The sequence below is a fragment of the Comamonas odontotermitis genome (assembly GCF_014207855.1).
GTDB classification, from domain to species: Bacteria; Pseudomonadota; Gammaproteobacteria; order Burkholderiales; family Burkholderiaceae_C; genus Comamonas; species Comamonas odontotermitis_A.
Genome location: NZ_JACHKZ010000040.1, coordinates 1 through 23,184 on the forward strand (window position 1 = coordinate 1; position 23,184 = coordinate 23,184).

At 60.6% G+C, this 23,184-nt stretch carries 22 protein-coding genes and 2 pseudogenes; 11 read left to right on the forward strand and 13 right to left on the reverse strand.

Annotation, left to right across the window (positions count from 1 at the left end):
- The 3 genes from HNP33_RS19310 to HNP33_RS19320 all read left to right on the forward strand — a co-directional run.
- The coding region (locus tag HNP33_RS19310; protein ID WP_325064964.1) for an RHS repeat-associated core domain-containing protein at window positions 1–1,166 on the forward strand (1,166 nt) is incomplete at its 5' end.
- Window positions 1,145–1,627, forward strand: coding sequence for a hypothetical protein (locus HNP33_RS19315; RefSeq protein WP_184711500.1), 483 nt, complete (start codon window positions 1,145–1,147; stop codon window positions 1,625–1,627). The genes HNP33_RS19310 and HNP33_RS19315, both read left to right, overlap by 22 nt.
- 203 nt (window positions 1,628–1,830) lie before the next feature.
- Window positions 1,831–2,799: a tripartite tricarboxylate transporter substrate binding protein gene (locus HNP33_RS19320; protein WP_184711501.1), complete on the forward strand. Its 969-nt coding sequence runs from the start codon at window positions 1,831–1,833 to the stop codon at window positions 2,797–2,799.
- 109 nt (window positions 2,800–2,908) lie between these two features.
- Here the strand turns inward: HNP33_RS19320 and HNP33_RS19325 are convergent, their stop codons facing one another.
- The 7 genes from HNP33_RS19325 to HNP33_RS19355 all read right to left on the reverse strand — a co-directional run bounded on the left by HNP33_RS19325 (window position 2,909) and on the right by HNP33_RS19355 (window position 8,882).
- Window positions 2,909–3,196, reverse strand: a complete 288-nt coding sequence (locus HNP33_RS19325; RefSeq protein WP_184711502.1) for a GNAT family N-acetyltransferase — start codon at window positions 3,194–3,196, stop codon at window positions 2,909–2,911.
- Between the two features lie 251 nt (window positions 3,197–3,447).
- A complete protein-coding gene (gene mmsB, locus HNP33_RS19330; RefSeq protein WP_184711503.1) occupies window positions 3,448–4,359 on the reverse strand; it encodes a 3-hydroxyisobutyrate dehydrogenase in 912 nt (303 codons plus the stop codon).
- A gap of 127 nt (window positions 4,360–4,486) precedes the next feature.
- Complete coding sequence (locus HNP33_RS19335; RefSeq protein WP_184711504.1) at window positions 4,487–4,906, reverse strand: DUF488 domain-containing protein; 420 nt, start codon at window positions 4,904–4,906, stop codon at window positions 4,487–4,489.
- 51 nt (window positions 4,907–4,957) lie between these two features.
- Window positions 4,958–5,422 (reverse strand): TfoX/Sxy family protein, encoded by a 465-nt coding sequence (locus HNP33_RS19340; protein WP_184711505.1) that lies wholly within the window; start codon window positions 5,420–5,422, stop codon window positions 4,958–4,960.
- Between the two features lie 120 nt (window positions 5,423–5,542).
- Entirely contained in the window at window positions 5,543–6,709 is a 1,167-nt protein-coding gene (locus tag HNP33_RS19345; RefSeq protein ID WP_184711527.1) for an acyl-CoA dehydrogenase family protein, read from the reverse strand.
- Window positions 6,710–6,778: 69 nt separating this feature from the next.
- A complete protein-coding gene (locus tag HNP33_RS19350) occupies window positions 6,779–7,261 on the reverse strand; it encodes a lysozyme inhibitor LprI family protein (protein ID WP_184711506.1) in 483 nt (160 codons plus the stop codon).
- A 97-nt stretch (window positions 7,262–7,358) separates the two neighbouring features.
- On the reverse strand, window positions 7,359–8,882 hold the full coding sequence (locus HNP33_RS19355; protein WP_184711507.1) for a CoA-acylating methylmalonate-semialdehyde dehydrogenase: 1,524 nt from the start codon (window positions 8,880–8,882) through the stop codon (window positions 7,359–7,361).
- Window positions 8,883–9,088: 206 nt separating this feature from the next.
- On the opposite strand from HNP33_RS19355, the gene HNP33_RS19360 reads away from it, so the two are divergent.
- From HNP33_RS19360 to HNP33_RS19380, 5 genes are all read left to right on the forward strand, one after another.
- Window positions 9,089–9,703 (forward strand): DUF6630 family protein, encoded by a 615-nt coding sequence (locus HNP33_RS19360; RefSeq protein WP_184711508.1) that lies wholly within the window; start codon window positions 9,089–9,091, stop codon window positions 9,701–9,703.
- A gap of 275 nt (window positions 9,704–9,978) precedes the next feature.
- Window positions 9,979–11,379, forward strand: a complete 1,401-nt coding sequence (gene cycA / locus HNP33_RS19365; RefSeq protein WP_184711509.1) for a D-serine/D-alanine/glycine transporter — start codon at window positions 9,979–9,981, stop codon at window positions 11,377–11,379.
- Between the two features lie 265 nt (window positions 11,380–11,644).
- Window positions 11,645–12,754, forward strand: a complete 1,110-nt coding sequence (locus HNP33_RS19370; RefSeq protein WP_184711510.1) for an acyltransferase family protein — start codon at window positions 11,645–11,647, stop codon at window positions 12,752–12,754.
- Between the two features lie 120 nt (window positions 12,755–12,874).
- Window positions 12,875–13,765, forward strand: coding sequence for a LysR family transcriptional regulator (locus HNP33_RS19375; RefSeq protein WP_184711511.1), 891 nt, complete (start codon window positions 12,875–12,877; stop codon window positions 13,763–13,765).
- Window positions 13,766–14,098: 333 nt separating this feature from the next.
- The gene (locus tag HNP33_RS19380; protein WP_184711512.1) at window positions 14,099–14,737 is read left to right on the forward strand and encodes a C40 family peptidase; all 639 of its coding nucleotides are present in this window, start codon (window positions 14,099–14,101) and stop codon (window positions 14,735–14,737) included.
- A 47-nt stretch (window positions 14,738–14,784) separates the two neighbouring features.
- On the opposite strand, the pseudogene HNP33_RS21125 reads toward HNP33_RS19380, so the two are convergent.
- Window positions 14,785–15,396: pseudogene (locus tag HNP33_RS21125) on the reverse strand (transposase); the annotation flags it as partial.
- Between the two features lie 210 nt (window positions 15,397–15,606).
- Here HNP33_RS21125 and HNP33_RS19385 point away from each other — a divergent pair.
- On the forward strand, window positions 15,607–16,488 hold the full coding sequence (locus HNP33_RS19385; RefSeq protein ID WP_184711513.1) for a hypothetical protein: 882 nt from the start codon (window positions 15,607–15,609) through the stop codon (window positions 16,486–16,488).
- A 100-nt stretch (window positions 16,489–16,588) separates the two neighbouring features.
- On the opposite strand, the pseudogene HNP33_RS19390 reads toward HNP33_RS19385, so the two are convergent.
- The 5 genes and pseudogenes from HNP33_RS19390 to HNP33_RS19410 form a co-directional block, all read right to left on the reverse strand.
- A pseudogene (locus HNP33_RS19390) lies at window positions 16,589–16,746 on the reverse strand (IS110 family transposase); the annotation flags it as partial.
- Between the two features lie 285 nt (window positions 16,747–17,031).
- On the reverse strand, window positions 17,032–17,634 hold the full coding sequence (locus HNP33_RS19395) for an isochorismatase family protein (RefSeq protein WP_184711514.1): 603 nt from the start codon (window positions 17,632–17,634) through the stop codon (window positions 17,032–17,034).
- A gap of 57 nt (window positions 17,635–17,691) precedes the next feature.
- Entirely contained in the window at window positions 17,692–18,225 is a 534-nt protein-coding gene (locus HNP33_RS19400) for a hypothetical protein (protein WP_233464617.1), read from the reverse strand.
- Window positions 18,226–18,319: 94 nt separating this feature from the next.
- Window positions 18,320–18,568 carry a GlsB/YeaQ/YmgE family stress response membrane protein gene (locus tag HNP33_RS19405; protein WP_184711515.1) on the reverse strand — a complete coding sequence of 83 codons (249 nt, stop codon included), beginning with the start codon at window positions 18,566–18,568 and terminating at the stop codon, window positions 18,320–18,322.
- A 300-nt stretch (window positions 18,569–18,868) separates the two neighbouring features.
- Window positions 18,869–20,068, reverse strand: coding sequence for an amino acid aminotransferase (locus tag HNP33_RS19410; protein WP_184711516.1), 1,200 nt, complete (start codon window positions 20,066–20,068; stop codon window positions 18,869–18,871).
- A gap of 134 nt (window positions 20,069–20,202) precedes the next feature.
- Here HNP33_RS19410 and uvrB point away from each other — a divergent pair, with 134 nt between their 5' ends.
- The gene (gene uvrB, locus HNP33_RS19415) at window positions 20,203–22,296 is read left to right on the forward strand and encodes an excinuclease ABC subunit UvrB (RefSeq protein ID WP_184711517.1); all 2,094 of its coding nucleotides are present in this window, start codon (window positions 20,203–20,205) and stop codon (window positions 22,294–22,296) included.
- Window positions 22,297–22,515: 219 nt separating this feature from the next.
- The gene (iscR, locus tag HNP33_RS19420) at window positions 22,516–23,061 is read left to right on the forward strand and encodes a Fe-S cluster assembly transcriptional regulator IscR (RefSeq protein WP_184711518.1); all 546 of its coding nucleotides are present in this window, start codon (window positions 22,516–22,518) and stop codon (window positions 23,059–23,061) included.
- Window positions 23,062–23,184: the final 123 nt, after the last annotated feature.

Here is a 23,184-nt window from a genome sequence, read left to right on the forward strand (position 1 = left end):
GTGCCCACTACGTCTTCTACGGTGCCAATGGCAAAGTAGCCAAGGTAGCAACCACGGCCAGCAGCACCGATCCCCATGCCGTCAGCTATGTGTACTACAGCGCCAGCCAGCGCGTACTCAAGACCGACCCCACAGCCAACACACCTGCGGCCACCACCCACACGCTATACGCTGATGCGGACAGCAGCGCAGTCTTGGGCATCTACAGCAATCAGCGCAGTGCCAGCAGCGCCAGCGCTTCGGTAGTGCCAGACATGACCGAGGTCATCTACCTGCCCACTGCACAGGGCCTGATGCCCATCGTCACGCAGATCAACGGGCGTATCTACGCGATCCATAGCGACCACCTCAATACCCCCAGGAGACTGAGTACACCGCAAGGCCAGGTGGCCTGGCAGTGGCTCTTGAGCGGGTTTGGAGAGGCCAGCCCCACAACGGGCGATGCAGGCTACGTGACAGGCAGCCCGGGCGCCACGGGCTCAATGCCCAGTTATGCCCCCGAAGTGGTCTTCAACCTGCGCTACCCCGGCCAGCAGTGGGATGAGGAAACAGGGCTGGCCTACAACGTTTACCGGTACTACGATAAGGTCAGTGGGCGCTACATCCAGGCGGATCCGATTGGGCTGGATGGGGGGTGGAATCGGTTTGGTTATGTGGGGGGGAATCCGCTAAATGGGGTTGATCCACTAGGGCTCTTTGAAGTGGTTTGGCACGGCAAAGAGTTCACTACTCCTCCGCCTCTGTGGGTTAGACAATTGCGTGAATATGGTGCTAAGCTGGAGACGAAGATTAAATCTTTGTGCTCGTCTGATGCCGAGTATTTATTATCTTATTATTCTAAATGGAAAGTCGGAGCAAATGGAAGGCCTGGCAGTCCAACGACTGACCCTAAAATCTTTTATACGAATTTCACATCTGATTATTTTAAACTTGAAAATAATTTTTTCAATCCTTTTGAAAAAGGTAGCGAGGATCCATATGCGGTGTTCTTACATGAATTTCGCCACCTTATGAATGGTAATGTAAAGTTAAATCCCGGTGGATCAGAGTACTTAAAGCATCGATTGAATGGTACAACTGATAAATTATCGATTGAAATCGATGCTGATGCCTATGCTTTGGAGTTGTTCAAGGGGAAATGCACATGTGGAAGTATGCAGCGATAGGTGCAACTTTGTTTTTGTCTTCTTCTGTTGCCGTCGCCGAAGCAAATAATTGGACATATACCCCAATTGGGGATGGGCAGGCATCAATATTTTTCTCGATGAATGATCAGAAAATTACATCTCATTTATATAAAGGAAAGATTTCATTTTGCGAGAAAACTGAAGATTTTTTTTGCTTCTCGACGGAATATTTTAATTTCTCTATTCCTAAGAAAAAAGAAAATAGAATCTCAGAGTGGAGAAAGAATGGAATTAGTTTCGACTCAAAAAAATTGACCTCTCCAATTAGAATAATGGGAAAGGAGATCAGTGTGTACAAAATCTCTTCCCATAAACCTGATGTTGAATATTATTATTCTGATTTTTATGGCTTAGTAGCTTTTAGAGTTAAAGGGAATGAAGGGCCATTATTTATCCTTGAAGAAAGTTGCGGCTTTGGTTCTTCGAGGTTGTGCAGGTAGAGTTCTTACAAGCAGAGTTGTTGGCAGGATGGGGAACCCTGGCGCCATGCACCCGCCTGGCGCTTGTGGCTTCAGGCCTGCATCCTGATGGTTTTCCCTGCGTTGGAGCGCCGGTGCAACGGCGCTGTCACCTGTGTTGGGGGTATGGGCGGGTGGCTTCGCTAGGCTGCAGGGCAAACAACCATTCATGCAAGGAGACAACCATGCAACGCCGTACTTTTGCCGCTGCGGTGGCCAGCATTGCCGCCCTGGGCGCTGCGGGTTTTGCCGCGCCTGCTGTAGCGCAAGCCGATTATCCCAACCGGCCTATCGTGCTGATCGTGCCTTATGGGGCGGGTGGTGTGAGCGATGTGGTGGCGCGGGCGCTGGCCTTGTCGATGGGCAAGCAGTTGGGGCAGTCGGTCATCATCGAGAACAAGCCGGGGGCCGGTGCGTCGATGGGGGTGATGGACATGAAGAATGCCAAGCCCGATGGTTACCGGCTGACCTTGAGCCCGGTGGGTATTTTTCGCCAGCCGCATATTCAGAAGGTGGCCTACGATCCGATTGCCGATCTGTCTTATGTGGCGGCTTATATGTCGTACGATTTTCTGCTGGCCGTGGCACAGGATTCACCGTTCAAGTCGGTGAAAGACATTGTGGAGCAGTCCAAAAGGCAGCCCGGCTCAGTGGATTACGGCACGCCCGGCAAGTTTTCGGCCAACCATGTGCTGATGGCTTTGCTGGAGAAGAAGGCGGGCGTGCAGTTCACCCATGTGCCGTACAAGGGCGATGCCGAGGCGGTGAATGCCTTGATTGCGGGCCACACCAAGACGGGGGTGTTTGGCAATACGGTGCTGCCGCATATGCAGTCGGGCAAGCTGCGCGCGCTGGCCATTGCGTCAGAAACGCGCCCGCCAGCCTTTGCCAATGTGCCGACTTTCCGCGAGCAGGGGTATGACGTGGTGACGCCGTCGCCTTTGGGGATTGCCGGGCCCAGGGGGTTGCCGCCCGAGATTGTGCGCAAGCTCGAAGCCGCCGTGAAATCTGCGATGGACGACCCTGCCTTTCAGCAGGCGGCTGCAAATTACGGTGTGCGGCTGGAGTTCCGCAATGCGCAGGATTACAGCGCCTTTGCGAAGAAGGCTTTTGCCGAAGAGGGTGCGATTGTGCAGAGCATTGGGCTGGAATAAGAGGCCAGGAATGCTGGGCCTGTTCTGTGGATCGCATTAAAACCAATAGCGTTCAGCGCTTGATGGATGTGCGCCAGGTGCTATTGAGGCCCTAGAGTCTGGCAGCCGATTACACCAGTACATCGCGTATCGATGCGTCCTTGTCGAACTGTGCCTTGGCAAAGGGGCACAGTGGCAATACTTTGGTGCCGGTTTCGCGCGCCCAGGCCACGAGCGCATCGAGCAGCTGGCGGCCTACGCCTTCGCCGCGCAGCGATTCGTCGACTTCGGTGTGGTCGATGATGACCATGGTGGCGTTGGTGCGGCTGTAGGTCATCTCGGCAATGCGCTGGCCAGATTTGTCGACAAAGAACGCGCCTTTGGCGTCTGCTTCGTGGTGGTGGATGGTGTATTGCATGGTGAGCCTGCCTGTGAGGCATTCAATCAAAAATTCAATGAATCAGTCAACTGCGAAGACTGCAATGTTGTGCAAAAAGGGCAGTTGCCTGCAGCATAGGCAATTAAGGCAAAAAGGGCACAGGGGCGGCGCCACTATGCCTGGAGGTGCGATGCCGGTGGTGGGGCAGCACGGGTGCCTCGGTTTGTCTTCGGGCCGCAGGGTCTGGGCCTGTTCACAGCCTGAAGACCGTAAAGTGCGAGGCGGCTCCGTCAGCCTTTCTTTTGCAGCATTTTGATGACGCTGGAGAAGTCCTCCCCGCCATGCCCGGCGATGCTGTGGGCCGCGTACAGCTGGCGGGCCATGCCGCCTAGCGGGGTGCTGGCCTTTACCGTCATGGCGCTTTCCTGGGCCAAGCCCAGGTCCTTGAGCATCAGGTCGGTGCCAAAACCGCCGGTGTAGCCACGGGTGGCGGCGCTGGCTTCCTGCACACCGGGGCAGGGGTTGTAGACTTCCAGCGCCCAGTTGCCGCCGGAGCTGCGGCGCATGATTTCGGAGAGCACCTTGGGATCAAGGCCGTTGGCCACGCCCAGGGCAATGGCTTCGCTGGTGCCGATCATCAGTATGCCCAGCAGCATGTTGTTGCAGATCTTGGCGGTCTGCCCCGCGCCCACGTCACCGGCGTGGAAGATGTTCTTGCCCATTTTCTCCAGCAGCGGGCGGGCGCGCTCCAGGTGGGTCGCGCTGCCGCCCACCATGAAGGTGAGGGTGCCAGCGATGGCGCCGCCGGTGCCACCGGAGACCGGTGCATCGATGAAGCCGATGCCGCTGGCCTCGGCCGCCTTGGCTACTTTCTGGCTGGTGGCGGCGGCGATGGTGGAGCTGTCGATGATGAGCGCACCCTTGGCAATGTGTTGCAGCAGGCCGGGCTGGCTGCCGCCGCTCGCGCCGTTGCCCAGAAAGAGCCCTTCCACGTGCTGGCTGGCGGGCAGCATGGTAACGATGATTTCGGCGCCTAGCGCAGCGTCCTGCGCGCTGGATGCGGCCGCGCCGCCGCCTGCCACCACTTTGGCAACCGCCTCCTGGCTCAGGTCGAATGCCTTGACGCTGTGGCCTGCCTTGGCCAGGTTGATGGCCATGGGCGCGCCCATGTTGCCCAGGCCGATGAATCCGATGTTTGCCATGTCTGTCTCCTTGAAGCTTGGTGTGGGTATTGCTGTGAGTCGGTTGAATTGCTGCTCATTTGATAGCTGCTAGTGCTTTTCAATCAAATGCTGCAGGCCAGTTCTTTGATGGACGGGTTGGTGGGTTTCATGGGGCTACGGCGGCACCCCGATCCTGCAGCAGGCTGCGCAGGATGCTGCGGTGGCAACGTGCCTCGTTGTCGCAGTAGCAGCCGATGGCGAAATTGGTTTGGTGCGACAGCGCGGCCAGCAGATCGAGCGTGCGTGCGGCGGGTGCCTCGGCCAGCTGTTTTCTGAATGTTTTGTCGAAGCTCTTCCAGAGTTTGTCGGCCTGCGTGGCATCGCCATGGTCTGCGAGGCGGTGCGATTCAAGCGCCACTTGCATGGTTTCGGGCTCGGGCGAGAGTTCGGGGTACCAGACGTCGTAGTAGTTGCGGCTGGCAAATTCTGCCTTGGGCACACCGCGTGGCGGGCGGCGCACGGTGCCGATGCGCAGGCCCTCGCTCTGTGCGCGGGGGCTGCCTAGCTGAACGATGCGGATGGTCATGCGGGGCTCCGTTGGGTGATGCTGGTCGGTGAAAGGCTGCGCGGATTGGGCTCACAGGTCGCTGTCAAACACGCTGTGGCGCTTGCGTGCAGGGGCGGCGGGGCGCTTTTGTTTTTTTGGGTCCTGTGGGTCAGGGTCAGCGCTTTTCGCGGCTGTCTTGGGCTTTTTCTTGGGCGTGGCCTTTGCCAGCGGGTTGAAGGCGAGGGCGCCGTCAATCCAGTGCTGCCAGGCCTCGCGGGTGGAATAGGCGCTGGGGCCCACCAGAAAGTAGCCTTGCATGCCCCCGCGTGGCGACAGCGGTCGCACGCCTGCTGTCTCTGCCACCTGGGCATGGGTCTGCGGCGGCAGGCGCACCAGCAGTTCGTCGTTTTCCACGCCCAGGCACATCTTGCCGCCCACCATGAACACATGGCAGCCAAACATGGTCTTTTCTTGCACATCGGCACAAGCGGCGAGCGCGTCGCGCACGGTGTCGATGAGCTGCAGGGTTTCGGGGGAGATGGGGCGTGCGGGCATGGGTATCAGTTTTTGGCGTATGGCCAGTGAGCGTCATTCAGATGCAGATGCAGATCAGGTGTAGATGGTACGGCGTATGGTGCCCAACGAATTCTGCGATTTTCTTGATGCGCGTCATGGTCAGCGGATCACCTCGGGCGCGTCCCCGTCGAGCATGCGCCGTGCGATGATGACCCGCATGATTTCATTGGTGCCTTCCAGGATCTGGTGCACGCGCGCGTCGCGCATCAGGCGCTCCAGCGGAAAGTCGTTCAGGTAGCCGTAGCCGCCGTGCAGTTGCAGGGCGTCGTTGCAGACGTTGAAGCCCGCATCCGTGGCAAAACGCTTGGCCATGGCGCAGTAGGTGGAGGCGTCGCGCGCGCCGGCATCGAGCTTGCTGGCAGCCAGGCGCACCATCTGGCGGGCAGCAACCAGTTCGGTGGCCATGTCGGCCAGCTTGAACTGCAGCGCCTGAAAGCTCGCAATCGGCTTGCCGAACTGTTTGCGCTCCTGCATGTATTGCTGGGCCTGGGTGAGCGCGCCCTGGGCGGCACCCACCGAGCAGGTGGCGATGTTGATGCGGCCTCCATCGAGGCCCTTCATGGCGATCTTGAAGCCTTCGCCCTCGCGGCCGAGCAGGTTGTGGGCAGGGATGCGCACGTTGTCGAAGTTGATGACGCGGGTGGGCTGGCTGTTCCAGCCCATTTTTTCTTCTTTCTTGCCGTAACTCACGCCTTGGGCCTGGGCGGGCACCGCAAAGGCGCTGATGCCCGAGGCGCCCGATTGGGCATCTCCTGAGCGCGCCATCAGCACCAGCACATCGGTTGCGCCTGCGCCGCTGATGAAGGCTTTGCTGCCATTGATGATGTATTCGTTGCCCACCAGCTCGGCCCGGGTCTTGAGCGAGGCGGCGTCCGAGCCCGCGCCGGGCTCGGTCAGGCAGTAGCTGGCGAGTTTTTCGCCGCTGGTGAGGGCCTCGCCCCATTCGGCGCGCACGGCGTCAGTCGCCCAGGTGCCCAGCATCCAGGTAGCCATGTTGTGGATGGTGATGAAGGCGGTGGTCGATGGATCGACTGCGGCGAGTTCTTCAAACACGAGGGTGGCATCGAGCCGGGGCAGGGCAAGGCCCCCCGCGCTTTCGGGCGCGTACAGGCCGCAAAAGCCCAACTCGCCCGCGCGGCGGATGGCGTCGCGGGGGAAGACGGCGTCGCGGTCCCATTCGGCAGCGTGGGGCGCCAGCTCGGTCTGCGCGAACTGGCGCGCGGTGTCGGCAAAGGCGCGCTGGTCTTCTGATAGCTCGAAATCCATCGTCTTGTCTCCTGGTTCTTGTCGGTTCACAGTGTTCTGGCGTTAGGGCCGATGGTGGTGGGGCGCCACCTATTGTTTTTGTACTGCGCCGGGCGGCGGGCCTTCGTGCAGCCAGACCATCAGTTCCTTCTTGCGCTTGCTGGTTTCGGCCACCAGGCATTCATGGTAGCGGCGGCTCCAGTCGGGCCGGGCCTCGTGTGCGGCCTCCTGCTTTTTGCAGGTGGCGGCGCGCTGGCGGCTCCAGTCGTTCTGGTCGCGGCGCAGGGCAGGGCGCTCGTGGGCGGAGAGGATGCGCATCACGTCGCCATAGAGGATGTTGTTGTCGGTATCGGCCTGCTGAAAGGCCTGCAGGGCGCAGGCATTGGTCTGCTCCACCGTGCCGCCGGGCACGCAGGCTGCGCCTGCCTGCGCCTGGGCGAGCCCGGTGCTTGCTGCAAAAATAATAGCTGTTAACGCCTGGCAGGCGGGTGAAAACCAACGGTTTTTATCTGGACGAGGCGCAGTACTTGCCGTACCGCGCCCTTCAGAGCGGAATGGGGGTATGAAAGCCATGCCGTGCATCATCGCAGCAAAAACGCACTGGAATTGCGCAGAAGGCTGGCCGGGGCCTTGCCATCTGCGTGTTTCCTGGTTTGCCCGCCCGGGCAGGTTATTTCAGGCTGATCGTGGTGTTGACGCCCTGGCTGGTGGTGCTGTCGTCAAACCAGCGGGCGGTGACCGTCTTGGTCTGGGTGTAGAACATGACGACCTGCTTGCCGTAGGGGCCCAGATCGCCCAGCTTGGAGGCGCGGCTGCCGGTGAACGAGAAGAGCGGCACGGGTACGGGGATGGGCACATTGATGCCAACCTGGCCCACGTCAATGTCTTCCTCGAACTTGCGCGCTGCAGCGCCCGACTGGGTGAAGATGGCCGTGCCGTTGCCATTGGGGTTGGCGTTGATGAATTCGATGGCCTGGTCGATATTGTCTGCAGCAACGAGGCACAGCACGGGGCCGAAGATTTCCTGCTCGTAGATGCTCATGCCGGGTTTGACGCCCGAGAACACGGTGGGGCCGACGAAATTGCCTTTTTCGTAGCCGGCCACCTGGGGCTTGCGGCCATCGAGCTCCAGCGTGGCGCCGTCGGCCAGACCGCGCTCGATCAGGCCTTCCACGCGCGAGAGGGCGGCGCAGCTCACCAGCGGGCCGACGTCGGTGCCGGGCTCGGTGCCGCCGCTGACCTTGAGCGTCTTGGATTTTTCCACCAGCTCGGGAATCCACTTCTGCGCATCACCCACCAGCACGGCCACCGACAGCGCCATGCAGCGTTGGCCGGCGGCACCGAAGGCGGCGCCCAGCACTGCGTTGAGGGTCTGCTCCTTGTTCGCGTCAGGCATGACGATGGCGTGGTTCTTGGCGCCCATCATGCATTGCACGCGCTTGCCGGCCAGGCTGGCACGGTTGTAGACGTGGGTGCCGACCTTGGTGGAGCCGACAAAGCTGATGGCCTTGATGTCCGGGTGATCGCAGATGGCGTTGACCACGTCCTCGCCGCCATGGATGACGTTGAGCACGCCGGGTGGCACGCCCGCTTCCAGCGCCAGCTCGCACAGGCGCATGGTGACCATCGGATCCTGCTCCGAAGGCTTGAGCACGAAGGTGTTGCCCGTGGCAATGGCCATGGGGAACATCCACAGCGGAATCATGGCGGGGAAATTGAATGGCGTGATGCCTGCGCACACGCCCAGGGGCTGCAGCAGCGAGTAGGTGTCGACGCCATTGGCCACATTGTTGGCCAGCTCACCCAGCTGCAGGTTGCCAATGTTGGCGGCATGTTCCACCACTTCCAGCCCGCGGAAGACATCGCCTTCGGCGTCTGGCAGGGTCTTGCCCTGCTCGGCGGTCAGAATGGCTGCCAGCTCCTTCATGTTCTCGCGGATCAGCTGCTGCAGCTTCAAAAAGATACGGGCACGGGTGCCGATGGGCGTCTTGCGCCAGGTCTTGAACGCTTCCTTGGCGTTGGCCACGGCGGCATTCACTTCGTCGGGCGTGGCAAAGGGCACGCGCGCCAGCACCTGTTGCGTGGCAGGGTTGACCACGTCGCGCCATTGGGTGGTTTTGGATTCGACCATCTGGCCGTTGATGAGCAGCTTGACGGTGGGCGCCAGCGTGCTGGTGGATTGCGGTGCATTCATGCTTGTCTCCTGGGTCTCTTGAACATCTTGGATCGTGACGGCGGTGGTTGCAGCCAGGCAGCGCACCGTTACTGCACATGGTAGATGTGCGCATTCGCCCAGACAAGAGCGCCGAGTGCACATGGCCTGTGCAGGGGCGCACATTGATGGCAAGGGGTGGATCGTGGTGCATACTGCACTGCTATCAGTCCATGAAGGAGGCTGTGATGGGTTGGTTTGATTGGATAGGGCGGCTGCTGGGCGGCAAGGCCGCTACGGGGGGAGCGTATGCTGCATCGGCAGCGCCTGCACCTCCTGCGCCGCCTGCTGCAACAAGCGAAGATTGGCAGACCTTGTGCACCGCCGTGGGTGAGGCGCTGGATCTTGAAGACGTTGACGAGTTATGGGGCGAAGTTCATCAGGCGCTGACGCAGCCGCAGCAGTACTACAACCGTTTTGCCGATGACCTGCCCAACCGTGGCATTGACGCGCCCGAGCATGTCACGCCATGGCTGGCTCTGGTGGACGGCCTGCAGCGCAGGGGCCAGAACTTTGAACTGGACTGGAAGCTGGACATGGGCGACGCCATCTGGGCCTTGCGGGCACTCAAGACCGTGCAGCAGCGCGCGGTTCCGCTGGAGCCATTGGCGGCCAGCAAGGCATTGAGCCACGATGCCTTGCTGGAGGCAGGGGACTATCTGCGCACGCGGGGCCTGAGCCTGGTTTCTTTCGATATCGAGAGCGACAGCTATCCGCTGTCTGTACTGGAAACCGGCGCGGTCGCGCCGCTGCAGGCCCTGGCGAAGCGTGTGGGTAGCAAGGTGGTAGACCTGGCCAATTAGAGCCGCCAACACAACCCTTGATACGTCGTTGCTTCGTCGGGGGCGCCCAGCCTTGTCGTACGTCTGTACTGTCTGCGGCTTCGCGCCTCGTCTCAACCGCAAATCTGCGATTTGCTGGGTTGTGCTGGCGGCTCTTAGTTGCGCAGCAAAATAACCTTGCAGGCTTCTCAGGGGAAACCCCTGCATTATCCTTGCGCACCCTCGCGGCGGGCCCGGAAGCTTCCGGGCTGATGCCGCGCAACTTTTATCGCCAACGCACTGCACCGAGCTTTTCTATGAGCAAACAGGCCCCGGCGGAGCAATCGGGGCACGTGGGTGCCGACGACCTCCAGCGCAACCTCAGCAACCGCCATATCCAGCTGATCGCCATTGGTGGCGCCATCGGCACCGGCCTGTTCATGGGCTCCGGCAAGACGATCAGCCTGGCCGGGCCCTCCATCGTGTTTGTGTACGCCATCATCGGCGTGATGCTGTTCTTTGTGATGCGCGCCATGGGCGAGCTGCTGCTGTCGAACCTGCAGTACAAGAGCTTCATCGATTTCTCGGACGATCTGCTCGGGCCCTGGGCGGGCTTTTTCACCGGCTGGACGTACTGGTTCTGCTGGGTGATCACCGGGATTGCCGACGTGATTGCCATTTCTGCCTACGCCCAGTTCTGGTGGCCCGATCTGCCGCAATGGGCGCCGGCCATTGCCTGCGTGGCAGTGCTGCTGTCGCTCAACCTGCTTACCGTCAAGCTCTTTGGCGAGGTGGAGTTCTGGTTTGCAATGATCAAGATCGTCGCCATCGTCACCCTGGTGGGCACGGGCCTCTATATGGTGCTGCACGGCTTTACCTCGCCCGCAGGCCGCACGGCGAGCTTTGCCAATCTGTGGAACGACGGCGGCATGTTTCCGCATGGCGCCATGGGCTTTTTCGCGGGCTTCCAGATCGCCGTGTTTGCCTTTGTGGGCATTGAGCTGGTGGGCACCACGGCTGCCGAAGCCAAGGATCCGCACCGCACGCTGCCGCGCGCGATCAACTCGATTCCCGTGCGCATCATCGTCTTCTATGTCTGCGCGCTGATCGCCATCATGGCGGTGACGCCCTGGCGCGATGTGGTGCCCAGCAAGAGCCCGTTTGTGGAGCTGTTCGTGCTGGCAGGCCTGCCCGCTGCTGCGAGCGTGATCAACTTCGTGGTGCTCACATCCGCAGCCTCGTCGGCCAACAGCGGTGTCTTTTCTACCAGCCGCATGCTCTATGGCCTGGCGCTCCAGGGTGACGCGCCGCGCGCGTTCGGCATTCTGTCGGCCAGCAGCGTGCCATCGCGCGGGCTGGTGTTTTCCTGCATCTGCCTGCTGGGCGGCGCCTTCCTGATGTGGGTGGTGCCCAATCTGGTGGAGGCCTTCACGCTGGTGACCACCGTGTCGGCCATTCTTTTCATGTTTGTCTGGTCGCTGATTTTGCTGTCGTACATCAGCTACCGCAAAACCCGGCCCGATCTGCACCAGCAATCGCACTACAAGATGCCCGGCGGGGTTGTCATGTGCTGGCTGTGCCTGGCGTTTTTTGCCGGTATTGTGGTGCTGCTGACCTTGGAAGCCGACACCCGCCAGGCGCTGGTTGCTACGCCACTGTGGTTTGTACTGCTGGGCGGCGCCTATGCGTGGCTGCGTGGGCGGCGCGTGCAGGCATAGAGACTGTTGCGCCACGAGGCGGCGCCGGGCGCGTTTGCTGCCTTTGTGCCTTGGGCGTGCGACGTGAGCCAGGTGCGTGACGATCGCGCCATACGCGATGGGGCAGCGGCATGGAGTGGCAGCCGCTGAGGTACCGAGGTACTAGGGTAACAGGGGCTGCTTCGCCGCTCCCCCTAGAATCTGTGCCATATCGCTGTAGCCACCCTGGGGGCTGGTTGCAATTTACACGATGAACATTGCCAGCTGGCATACCTGCACTGACTCCATGCAACCAACTCTGGGTGACTATCTGCGTGCCGCAGGTGGCGCAAATGGCCGCAAAGACAATCTGCTCCTGCTGCGGTTGATCGCCGCAACCCTGGTGATCTATGGCCATGGCTTTGCTTTGGCCGCGCTGGGGAGCGGTCAGGTGGACTGGGTGAGCCGCTTTTTGGGATACCGATACTCGGGTGACATTGCCGTTGCGCTTTTTTTCGTGATCAGCGGTTTTCTTGTCACAGGCAGCCTCGACCGGCGGGGCTCTACGCTAGGGTTTCTCGCGGCGCGTGCGATACGGTTGTTTCCTGCGCTGTTGGTATGCCTGATCGTCTGCGCGCTGGTGATGGGGCCGTTGGTAACCACGAAGCCCGCCGCTGAATACTGGGCGGATCCGATGACATGGAGCTATATCCGAACCAACTTCTTTCTGGCGGATATACAGTGGTTTCTGCCGGGGGTGTTCGAGCACAACCGCTACGGCGCGCCCGTCAATGGCTCGTTGTGGACCTTGCCCATCGAGGCGCGCATGTACCTGTGTGTGGCAGTCTTTGGCCTGCTGCGGCTGGTGTCCTTTCGCTGGACGGCAACCTGCACCGTGATCGCCATGGTGATCTGGGCCTGTCAGCCGGGCCAGCTCGATCCTCTGGGGGGCGCTGAAGCCGCACGGCTGATGGCATTCTTTGCCTGTGGCGCATTGTTCTATCTCCACAAGGACTGGCTGCCACTCCATTTTGGCCTGCTGGCCGCATTGGGCCTGATCGCCTGGGGATGCCGGAGCACCCTGTATTACGATTTCGCGTTCTCTGCCGCATTGGCTTACGGCATTTTCTGGGTGGCGTATGTGCCCGTTATTCCCTTGCCCGGCTGGGTGCAGGACATCTCCTATGGCACCTATTTGTATGGCTGGCCGATTCAGCAACTGATTGCGCAGTGGGACCCGACTGCCACCCCGCACCAGATGACTGCCATTGCAATCCCCTTGACCTGGGCTGTCGCACTGCTTTCCTGGCATCTGGTGGAAAAGCCTGCACTGGATCTGCACAAGGCCTGGCGTGCCAAACGCCCCAGCCGCGCGGCGATGCCGAATGTGCCAGGCACAGGACTGCCGCCTGCCTAGGCAATGTTCCGTCCGCGTGTCGTCTCAGTGGGGAAGGCGCTGCCCACAGGTTCTCGTCTTTTCTTCCGATCTATGCATATTTGCACAATAATGCCGTGCATTATTTGAGGGGTTGACGATATGGACTGGGACCATTTGCGCTACTTTGGCGCGCTGGTGCAGGCTGGCACGCTGGTGGGCGCAGCCAAGGCGCTGGGCGTGGAGCACACCACCGTTGCGCGCCGCATCCAGGCGCTGGAAAAACAGCTGGGCGCCACCTTGTTCACCCGCGAGGGCAGTGGTTACAAGCTGACCGACGCTGGCAGACAGCTCCAGCCACGTGCCGAGGCAATGGACCAGATCGCCCGCGGCATAGCGCCCGTTGCTGCGAGCCAGGGCACGGAAACCCCGAGTGGTGTGGTGCGCATTGGCGTGACCGAAGGGTTTGGTACCCAAATCCTTGCCAAGCATCTGGCGGTGCTGGCACAGCGCTACCCGCTGCTCACCATTGATCTGCTGGCGGTGCCGCGCATGCTGCAACTGTCGCGGCGCGAGGCCGACATCGTCATCTCGCTGGAGCGCCCGATCCGCGACACGGTCGTCACCAGCCGGCTCACCGAGTACCGCCTGTACCTCTACGGCCAGCGCGAGTATCTGGCACGCCACGCGCTGATCACGTCAACAGATGATCTGGCTACGCACCGCTTTGTGCATTATGTGGACGACCAGCTCTTCACCAAGGAGCTGCAGTTTCTGGACACATTGACCTCGCAGCAGCGCTTCAGCTTTCGCAGCACCAGCATTCTTGCGCAGTACACGGCCGTGCGCACCGGGGCAGGGCTGGGCGTGCTGCCCGGCTTTCTGGCAGACAAAGACCCGCTCTTGCAGCGCGTACTGCCCGAGCAGGCACAGTTCACCCGAACGTTCTGGATGTCCATGCCGCCCGAGTTGCGCCAGGTGCCGGGCATCCAGGTCGTGTGGCGCTTTTTGCAGGCAACGGCGCAGGAGCAGCAGGGCGTTCTGATGTGTTGAGGCAGGTAGCGGTTGCGATGGCAATGACTGCCAAACGAAGCTCATGACGCTAGGCTGCCTACCGCGTTTACGCTATACCTGCATAAATTTTGTGCTAAATCAATTGCAACTTCGGTTGCGAATAGACACAAGTTGACAAACTATGCTCTGAATTTCAATTTAGAGAAATTTGCAATTAAAACAGCATGCTGTGCAGATTTGTGTAAGTGATTGATCCACTGCGATATATGGCTTTCAATATCTCATCCCCGGGTTTATACGCATCGAATTTGCTGAACTCCGTTACATTTTTATGAATTGTGCCCAAAATATTCCGTGCTAAAGTCGCCCGCTATGTCTTTGAAATGGATCTGCACCCTCATCGTGGCCGTGGCGGCAAGTGCCCATGCTGCGCCCGATAGCGATAAAAAGCCATCCGATCTGGATTTGCTGCTTGGCATCGGCCAGACCAGTCTGGCCAAGCTCGATGATGTGCACCACCAGGTCAAGGACCAGGCCGGCGTGCTCATCAGCAATGCTCTCAATCTGATCGGTGTGCCATACCGCCGTGGTGGTAACAGCGCCGAGACCGGGCTGGACTGCAGCGGCCTTGTTCGCGCCGTGTTCGCAGAAAGCTGGGGCAAGATACTGCCTCGCCGGGCTGAGGAGCAGGCTGCTGCCACCGAACAGATCGCCAAGGCAGATCTCAAACCCGGTGATCTGGTGTTCTTCAACACCATGCGCCGCGCCTTCAGCCATGTCGGTATTTATATGGGCGACGGCAAGTTCATCCATTCCCCCCGTACCGGCAGCACCGTGCGCGTGGAAAGCATGAACATCGCTTACTGGGAAAAGCGCTTCGATGGCGCACGCCGCGTGGAGCTGAGCGAAGACGCACGCAGCAAGCTGATGCAGCAGGTGAGTCTTGATGGTGCCGATGCACAGGACATGATCAGCAAAGTCATCACCAAAGCGGGCATGCGCAGCAACTGATTTTTTTGGTGGCCAACGGCTTCGTAAGCCTTCAAAACAAAAACCTCCTTAAGCAGGTACGGATAGAGAATGTGTCCGGGTGCTTTCCTGCTGGTGTTGGGCTTTCTGTAGGGGGCTGTGATGCCAGGCGCCGCCTCAGCGTGGTCATGTGCTTGCGGCCCACAACGACAGACACCCTCGCCGCGCAGCATGCGCGCTCCGGCGAACAGTAACTTCAGATGCAGCTCGTCAATGCGACGCATCAGCGCAAGATCGGCATCGCTTACCAACTTTGCTTGGTAGTACACCGAGCCGCGGCTGATATTTACCAGCTGGGCTTGGCGCCGGATCGGTAGATTGTGGTCTGGATCGATCATCGTTTCGCGCTCAGCATGCCGACGCTTGATGAGCACACCTTCCAAAAAATCATTCTCCAGCTTCAATTGGCCAATCTCGGCGTGCAGCGCCTTCAGGTCGATCGCCGGCTCTGGCTTGGCTTGCTCGCCGCCAAACACGTCAACCGCCCGTGCGAGCAACTGATTCTTCCAGTCGGTGATCTGGTTGGGGTGAACATCGTACAGCTGTGCCAACTCCGCCAGCGTCTTGTCGCCACGAATGGCCGATAGTGCCACTTTGGCCTTGAATGCCGCTGAGTGCGTGTGGCGGGGTCTTCTGCTCATCTCCGCTCCTATCGTCATTGGCGATGTCCTCGTCCTTGGGAGCAGTTTCCATACTTATCGACCTGTTCAGATTTCCGGGGCCACCTCTAGGTTCGCGGCCCTGCCCGCGACGGGGCTCTTCGTAAAGCCGCCCGATGCTTCGGATCCAGGCTCAGGGTCTCCGGATCTGTCTCTAACAATGAGTCATTGCCTTCATTTACGACATCTGCCATGAACAGTTCTTCCGTCAATGGCTTGCGGCGCACGGCGCCCGCTGCCCTGTCCCACAGAGAAGCCGACGCCACCAACGTGGCGACGCAGGCCGGTCGTCAACGCAACTCGGGACCGCTGTCCACCTTGTCCACGCGATCCGGGCAGGAGGCCGGTCTGCGGCTGGCGAACCTGCGACTGCGGGCCCAGGTTCCGACCAGCCTGCAGGCGCATGCCGACCAGCCCTGGATGACGCAGGCGGTCGGCCTGCCTGCGCCCACCGGCCCGAATCCGCACACAGCACCTCATGCGACCGGTCTGCTGAGGCACGACCCGGCCCCGCAATCGGTGCAGGACGCTCACAAGAGTCTCCAGGATGCTGGCTACCAATTCGTCGGCTACCACGGCACCAACCATGCCAGCTTCACGTCGATGTTCAACGAGGGCTTGGATGCCTCACACCTTGGATCGAACAGTGGCACGGCCAAGGGCAGCGGCCTCTATGTCTCGCACCAGCCGGGTTATGCCAAGGATTGGGCCGAGGCGGCCACCCAAACTGACGAGGACCCGCAGCCTCCCAAGTGGGAGACGCCGCTGAAGGCGGGCGATGCGGGCGTGAAGCGTGTAACGCGTGTCTATGTCAAGAATATCGAAACGATGCAGTTGGGCCGGAACGTGGCCTGGGGCATGCATCCTTCGGCCGGCGATCCGAACGACGACAAGAGGGTTCAGAGCGGCGACACGAGCGACGTGGAGAAAAAGATCAGAGACCTGGAGATGGTGTTCTCACCGCACGCCTACCAGAACCTAGCGGTGATCCCGTCGCTGGGCGACGAAGGGGACGCAGCCTGGCTGGGCGGCCAGCGCGCCAAGTGGTCGTCACACGAGGACCCGGTGTCGTAGACAGCTTGAGCGCGTGGCGGCCCGGACGCCCGTGGCCACCGGTTAATGTGCAAGACACTCGCCAACAGACGTAGCTACGCCTGACCTGAGTCCAGCGCCCTTGTGCCAGGGCGCGGCGGTCGCGTTTGACGGCACAGAAGTCGCGCTTGGTGACCTCTACGCGACCGTCTTCATGCTCGACAACGGCATACGCGGTGTCTTGACTTGGTGGTGGACATCCCGCGCAATGGGGCGCCTATGCATCGGGGTCAGATCCATTGCAAACTCTCCGCAGCTTGAATGACAATCACAAGCGTGCGGGCCTGCTGAGGTGCGGCCTGCCGGGCAAGTTCGGCGGCTCTCTTTTATGTGACCTTTCAGGCGCCGGGCTTCGCAAGGAGCTCGCTCACGCCCGCAGGCAATCCCAGTTGCGAGTGATCGGCAGCGGGTCAAGTTATTGATCGCGGTCACGTGCCATCAAAGAATTGATCGACCTCTACCCCTGGTGCCCCGCCCGGCTCATGACAGTTAGCGTACTTTGCAGTCTGTTTTCTAAGATGACCCCTATTTGATCCACTGCAGCACTTCGCGGAAGTCTTCGTGCTCGCAGCTGCGCAGCCACTCGAATGCCACCATCTCGGTGGTCACCAGCTCGGCGCCAGCACCTGCCAGCCGGTCAAAGGCGGCGTCGCGGTTGCGCTCGGTGCGGCTGCTGCAGGCGTCGGTGACGACCCAGACCTCGAACTCGTCTTCCAGCAGTTCCAGTGCCGTCTGCAGCAGACAGACATGCGCTTCGCACCCCGCAATCACGATGCTGTTGCGCTCGGGGGCTTGTTGCTGGGGTTTTTGTAGATGCTTGGGCAGGCTGCGGGCGTTGCCGCCTTGCGGCTTGGCTGGCGGGCGCAGCCATTCATTGAGGCCCTCCGGCACCGCGCTGAAGAACATCTTGGACAGGGTCTTGTCACACAGGGAGCGCAGCTCTTGCGCATTGGGGCCCAGCTTGCTGGGGTTCTGCTCTGTGCCGAAAACGGGCACCTGCAGCAGGCGGGCAATGCGCGCCAGCGTGGTGGCGTTGCGCAGGGCCTGCTCGCCGTCAAAAATGGCGGGCATCAGCTTTTCCTGGTAGTCCACCAGAACGAGTTGGGATTCTTCGAAATCTAGGAGCATATGAATTGAATGGCACCTGGCGCCTTTGGGAAGGGCGCTGCAGGGCAAAAAGGCCGGTTAATCACGGGCGTAGCTGACAGGCAGGACGATGCCTGCTTCATGCGCCACCCGCACGCAGTCGCGCAGGTGTTGTTCGCCCAGGTAACGTAGTGTCGCATAGCCCAGTGCCGCAGCCACTGCCTGGCCTGCAATGGGCACATATTTGCTGGCCTGCTGGGCCGTCAGCCGCATGCCCAGGGCCTTGGCGGCGCGCATGATGACGTCCTTGGTGATGAGCTTGCCAATCAGCACGCCGCCCAGCATGTTGACGGTGTTCTGCACCTTGTCGCGCTTGGCAGGCGAGAGGCGGGCAATCTGGTCGTCGCTGAGGCCGAAATGGGTGCTGATCTGCGGGATCAGCCGCGAGAGCAGGGCCGCGTCCACTGCCATGTCCAATCCCGGAATTGGTGTTGCGCTGGCAAGCGCCGCTGTCAGGGCCTTGCGGTGCAGCAGCTTGCGCGACTGCTCCACGGCTTCGATCAGTGCCGGGTTGCCGGTGTCCATGGCGAGCTGCAGAGCGGATGGAGGGCGAGGCTTGCGGGCAAATTTCATGGCAAAAAAGTGAGGCAGACCGAGGAAAAAACAAGGCTGCCGACGCAGCGGGTGCGGGGCAGCCTTGTCGACGGAGGGGTTGGCACGCCTGCGATCAGGCCTTCTTGCGCACCAGGCCGTAGATGAACAGCAGGATCACGGCGCCGACGATGGAGGCAATCCAGCCTGCCGCCTGGCCTTCCTGGTACCAGCCCATGGCGACACCGGCATAGCTCGCAAGCAGCGAGCCGGCAATGCCCAGGAAGATGGTCATGATCCAGCCCATCTTGTCGTCGCCCGGCTTGAGGGCTCGCGCAAGCAAGCCCACGATCAGGCCGACAAAAATGGTTCCAATGATTGACATGCAAGTTCCTCCTAAAAGCCATGTAAAAAGAGATTGAGCGACCAGCGCAGACCAACGAACGGCCCAGCGTGTACCGAGCGTAGCGACAGAATGTAGCCTGTTTTGTAGGACACGTTTAAAAACCTGCTGCCAATTGCAAACAGCTGCAAACCGGTTGCTTGCCTGGCCTCGTGAATCATGGTAATCCCGCAGGAGCAGAAGGCTTTGAACCAAAAAAAAGCCCCGCAGGCTGCGGGGCAGGGTTTGCATACCATGGCAGCTGCAGCTGCAGCTGCAAGCTGCCTGCCGACTGGTGCGGTATCAGGCCATGACCTTGGCTACCGAAGCGCAGACGTATTCGATGTTCTTGCTGTTGAGCGCAGCAACACACATGCGGCCGGTATCGGTGCCGTACACGCCAAATTCGTTGCGCAGGCGCACCATCTGGTCCTTGGACAGGCCGGAGTAGCTGAACATGCCGATCTGCGTGGTGATGAAGGACATATCCTGCTTCACACCCGCAGCCTTGAGGCCGTCCACCAGCTTCTGGCGCATTTCCTTGATGCGCACACGCATCTCGCCCAGCTCCTTTTCCCACAGAGCGCGCAGCTCGGGGTTGTTCAGCACGGCGGCCACCACGGCACCGCCGTGGGTGGGTGGGTTGGAGTAGTTGGTGCGGATCACGATCTTGAGCTGGCTCAGCACGCGGGCGGCTTCGTCCTTGTCTGCGCAGACTACCGACAGGGCGCCCACGCGCTCACCGTACAGGCTGAAGCTCTTGGAGAACGAGGTGGACACGAAGATGGTCAGGCCCGCTGCGATGAACTTGTCGATGGCGGCGCCGTCTTCCTTGATGCCGTGGCCAAAGCCCTGGTAGGCCATGTCCAGGAAAGGGGTGAGGTTCTTGGCCTTGACGGCGGCGATCACCTGGTCCCATTGGGCGGCGGTGATGTCGTAGCCGGTGGGGTTGTGGCAGCAGGCGTGCAGCACCACGATGGTGCCGGGCGCAGCGGCGTTCAGGTCGGCCAGCATGCCGTCAAAATTGACCGAGCGGGTGGCTGCATCGTAGTAGCGGTAGCTGCCCACCTCAAAGCCCGCGTTGGTGAAGATGGCGCGGTGGTTTTCCCAGCTGGGGTCGGAGATCAGCACCTTGGCGTTGGGGCTGAGTTTTTTCAGGAAGTCTGCGCCGATCTTCAGACCGCCGGTGCCGCCCACGGCCTGCACGGTGGCAACGCGGCCGGATTTGACGACATCGGACTCGGCGCCGAACACCAGGCCCTTGACAGCGCTGTCATAAGCGGCGATACCGTCGATGGGCAGATAGCCGCGTGGCGTAGGCTTGTCCATCATGGCCTTTTCGGCGGCTTGCACGCATTGCAGCAGCGGCAGCTTGCCGTTGTCGTCGAAATACACGCCCACGCCCAGGTTCACCTTGCTCGGGTTGGTGTCAGCTGCGAATTGTTCGTTCAGACCCAGGATAGGGTCGCGGGGGGCCATTTCGACGGAAGAAAAAAGAGACATGAGGAGTCCTAATAAGGTAGAAATCTGGCGTTTCGCCCCAAGATGCAAGAATCTCATATCGAGAATTTGCCGTACGCTCAGGGGTTAACCCCCGTATTCTAGCGATGCCCGCTCGCGCGTGGCATACCCGACCTATGCACGAAGTCACTACCGAGGCAGCCCGCCAGGGCCAGTTTGTTCAATATCCCGGCTCTCCATTCGAGCTGTTCCAGCCTTATCCGCCCGCAGGCGACCAGCCGGCTGCCATCGACGGGCTGGTGGAGGGCATTGATGATGGTGAAGCATTTCAGACCTTGCTGGGCGTGACCGGCTCGGGCAAAACCTTCACCATGGCCAATGTCATTGCCCGCACGGGGCGGCCTGCCATTGTGTTTGCGCCCAACAAGACGCTGGCCGCGCAGCTGTACAGCGAGTTCCGCGAGTTCTTCCCGAAGAATGCGGTGGAATATTTCGTCAGCTACTACGATTACTACCAGCCCGAAGCCTATGTGCCCCAGCGCGACCTGTTCATCGAAAAGGACAGCGCCATCAATGAGCACATCGAGCAGATGCGCCTGTCGGCCACCAAGAGTGTGCTGGAGCGCCGTGACACCATTGTGGTAGCCACTGTTTCTGCCATCTACGGTATCGGCTCGCCCGAGTCGTACACCAAGATGCGCTTCATCCTGCGCGTGGGCGACGAGATCAACCAGCGCGACACGATTGCGCAGCTGGTGCGCATGCAGTACAAGCGCAACGACATGGATTTCTCGCGCGGGTCGTTCCGTGTGCGTGGCGACACCATCGATGTGTTTCCGTCGGAGCACAGCGAACTGGCAGTGCGCATTGAGCTGTTTGACGACGAGGTCGAAAGCATCCAGTTGTTCGACCCGCTCACGGGCCGGGTGCGGCAGAAGGTGCCGCGCTTTACCATTTACCCCAGCAGCCACTATGTGACGCCGCGCGACCAGGTGCTGGCGGCTGTCGAAACCATCAAGGAAGAGCTGGCCGGGCGGCTGAAGCAACTGGTGGCCGAAGGCAAGCTGGTGGAGGCGCAGCGCCTGGAGCAGCGCACGCGCTTCGATCTGGAAATGCTGAGCGAGGTGGGCCACTGCAAGGGCATTGAAAACTACTCGCGCCACCTCTCCGGGGCCAAGCCGGGCGATCCGCCGCCCACGATGACCGACTACATGCCCAAAGACGCGCTGATGTTCCTGGACGAAAGCCACCAGATGATCGGCCAGCTCAACGCCATGTACAACGGTGACAAGGCGCGCAAGACCACACTGGTCGAGTACGGCTTTCGCCTGCCTAGCGCGCTGGACAACCGGCCGCTCAAGTTCATGGAGTTCGAGCAGCGCATGCGCCAGGTGGTGTTTGTCTCGGCCACGCCGGCCGATTACGAAAAGCAGCACGCCGGCAAGGTGGTGGAACAGGTGGTACGGCCCACCGGCCTGGTCGACCCCGAGGTGGAAGTGCGCCCCGCAACGCACCAGGTGGATGATGTGCTGCAGGAGATACATGCCCGCGTCAAGGCCAACGAGCGTGTGCTGATCACGACCTTGACCAAGCGAATGGCCGAGCAGCTGACGGAGTACCTGACGGACAACGGCGTCAAGGTGCGGTACCTGCACTCGGATGTGGATACGGTCGAGCGCGTCGAGATCATCCGCGACCTGCGCCTGGGCGCCTTTGACGTGCTGGTGGGCATCAACTTGCTACGTGAAGGCCTGGACATTCCGGAAGTGTCCCTGGTTGCCATTCTGGATGCCGACAAGGAAGGTTTTCTGCGAGCCGAGCGCAGCCTGATCCAGACCATTGGCCGGGCGGCTCGCAACATGCATGGCAAGGCCATTCTGTATGCCGACCGGATCACCGATTCGATGAAGCGGGCGATGGACGAGACCACGCGCCGCCGGGCCAAGCAGATGGCCTTCAACGAAGCCCATGGCATTGTGCCCAAGAGCATTGTCAAGCAGGTGCGCGACCTGATTGACGGTGTCTACAGCACCAAGGCCAGCGAGGAGTTCGAGCGGGCCGAAAAGGTGGCTTTGCAGAAGGCGCAGGTCGAGGAAATGTCTGAGCGCGATATTTCCAAGGAAATCAAACGGCTGGAGAAGGAAATGATGGAGGCCGCCCGCAACCTCGAATTCGAGGCGGCAGCCCAGGCGCGCGACCAATTGACCCTGCTCAAGCAAAGGGCTTTTGGTGGGGCCTCTCCAGAGGCAGGGAATACCCGCAGCGCCTAGTGGCAACTGGTTGTGTCAGTAATCTTTGCTTACCCGAGCGAATTTATGGGACATTGTGCTATACTGACACAAATTACTCAACAACAAGAATAAAGCCTATCGATGAATGGGACCTGCCCTGGCAACGGGGTAGAGCGACGGGCTAAGACGAGGCCGATGCAGGTGGCTTGCTTGCTTCGGATGTCTATGGTTATCAAGCCTGACCTCTAAGGAACGATTATGCGTCTCACGACCAAAGGCCGATTTGCTGTTACTGCCATGATTGATCTGGCTCTGCGCCAGAACAATGGCCCTGTCACCCTGGCTGCCATCAGCCAGCGCCAGCAAATCTCGCTGTCTTATCTGGAGCAGCTGTTTGGCAAGCTGCGCCGCCACGAACTGGTGGAATCCACACGTGGCCCAGGTGGCGGCTACACACTGGCCCGCAAGGCTGCCGAAATCACCGTCGCGGACATCATCGTGTCGGTGGACGAGCCCATTGACGCCACCCAATGCGGTGGCAAGGAAAACTGCATGGGCGAAGCTGGCCGCTGCATGACGCACGAGCTGTGGGCTTCGCTGAACCAGCGCATGGTGGAGTTTCTTGACTCTGTCACCCTGCAAAAGCTGGTGGACGATCAGCTCGCCAAGGGCATCCAGATCGAAGACAAGCCCGTGGTGCGCCGCGCCATTTCGACCACGCCTGTGGTCAAGCCTATCCGCGTGACTGCGCCGAACTCGGTGTTCGCACTCGGCAATGTAGGCAATGCATTTGCCAAATCCTAAGGTTTGACGCGGCGCCTGGCGCCGCCGCCCGGAGCGTGCGGAGCGCCGGGCAGGGTGGGTGCGCCTGTATGCGGCATCTGCCTGTGCTGTGAGCACAAAGTGTTTTGTGATTTTGCATGTGCC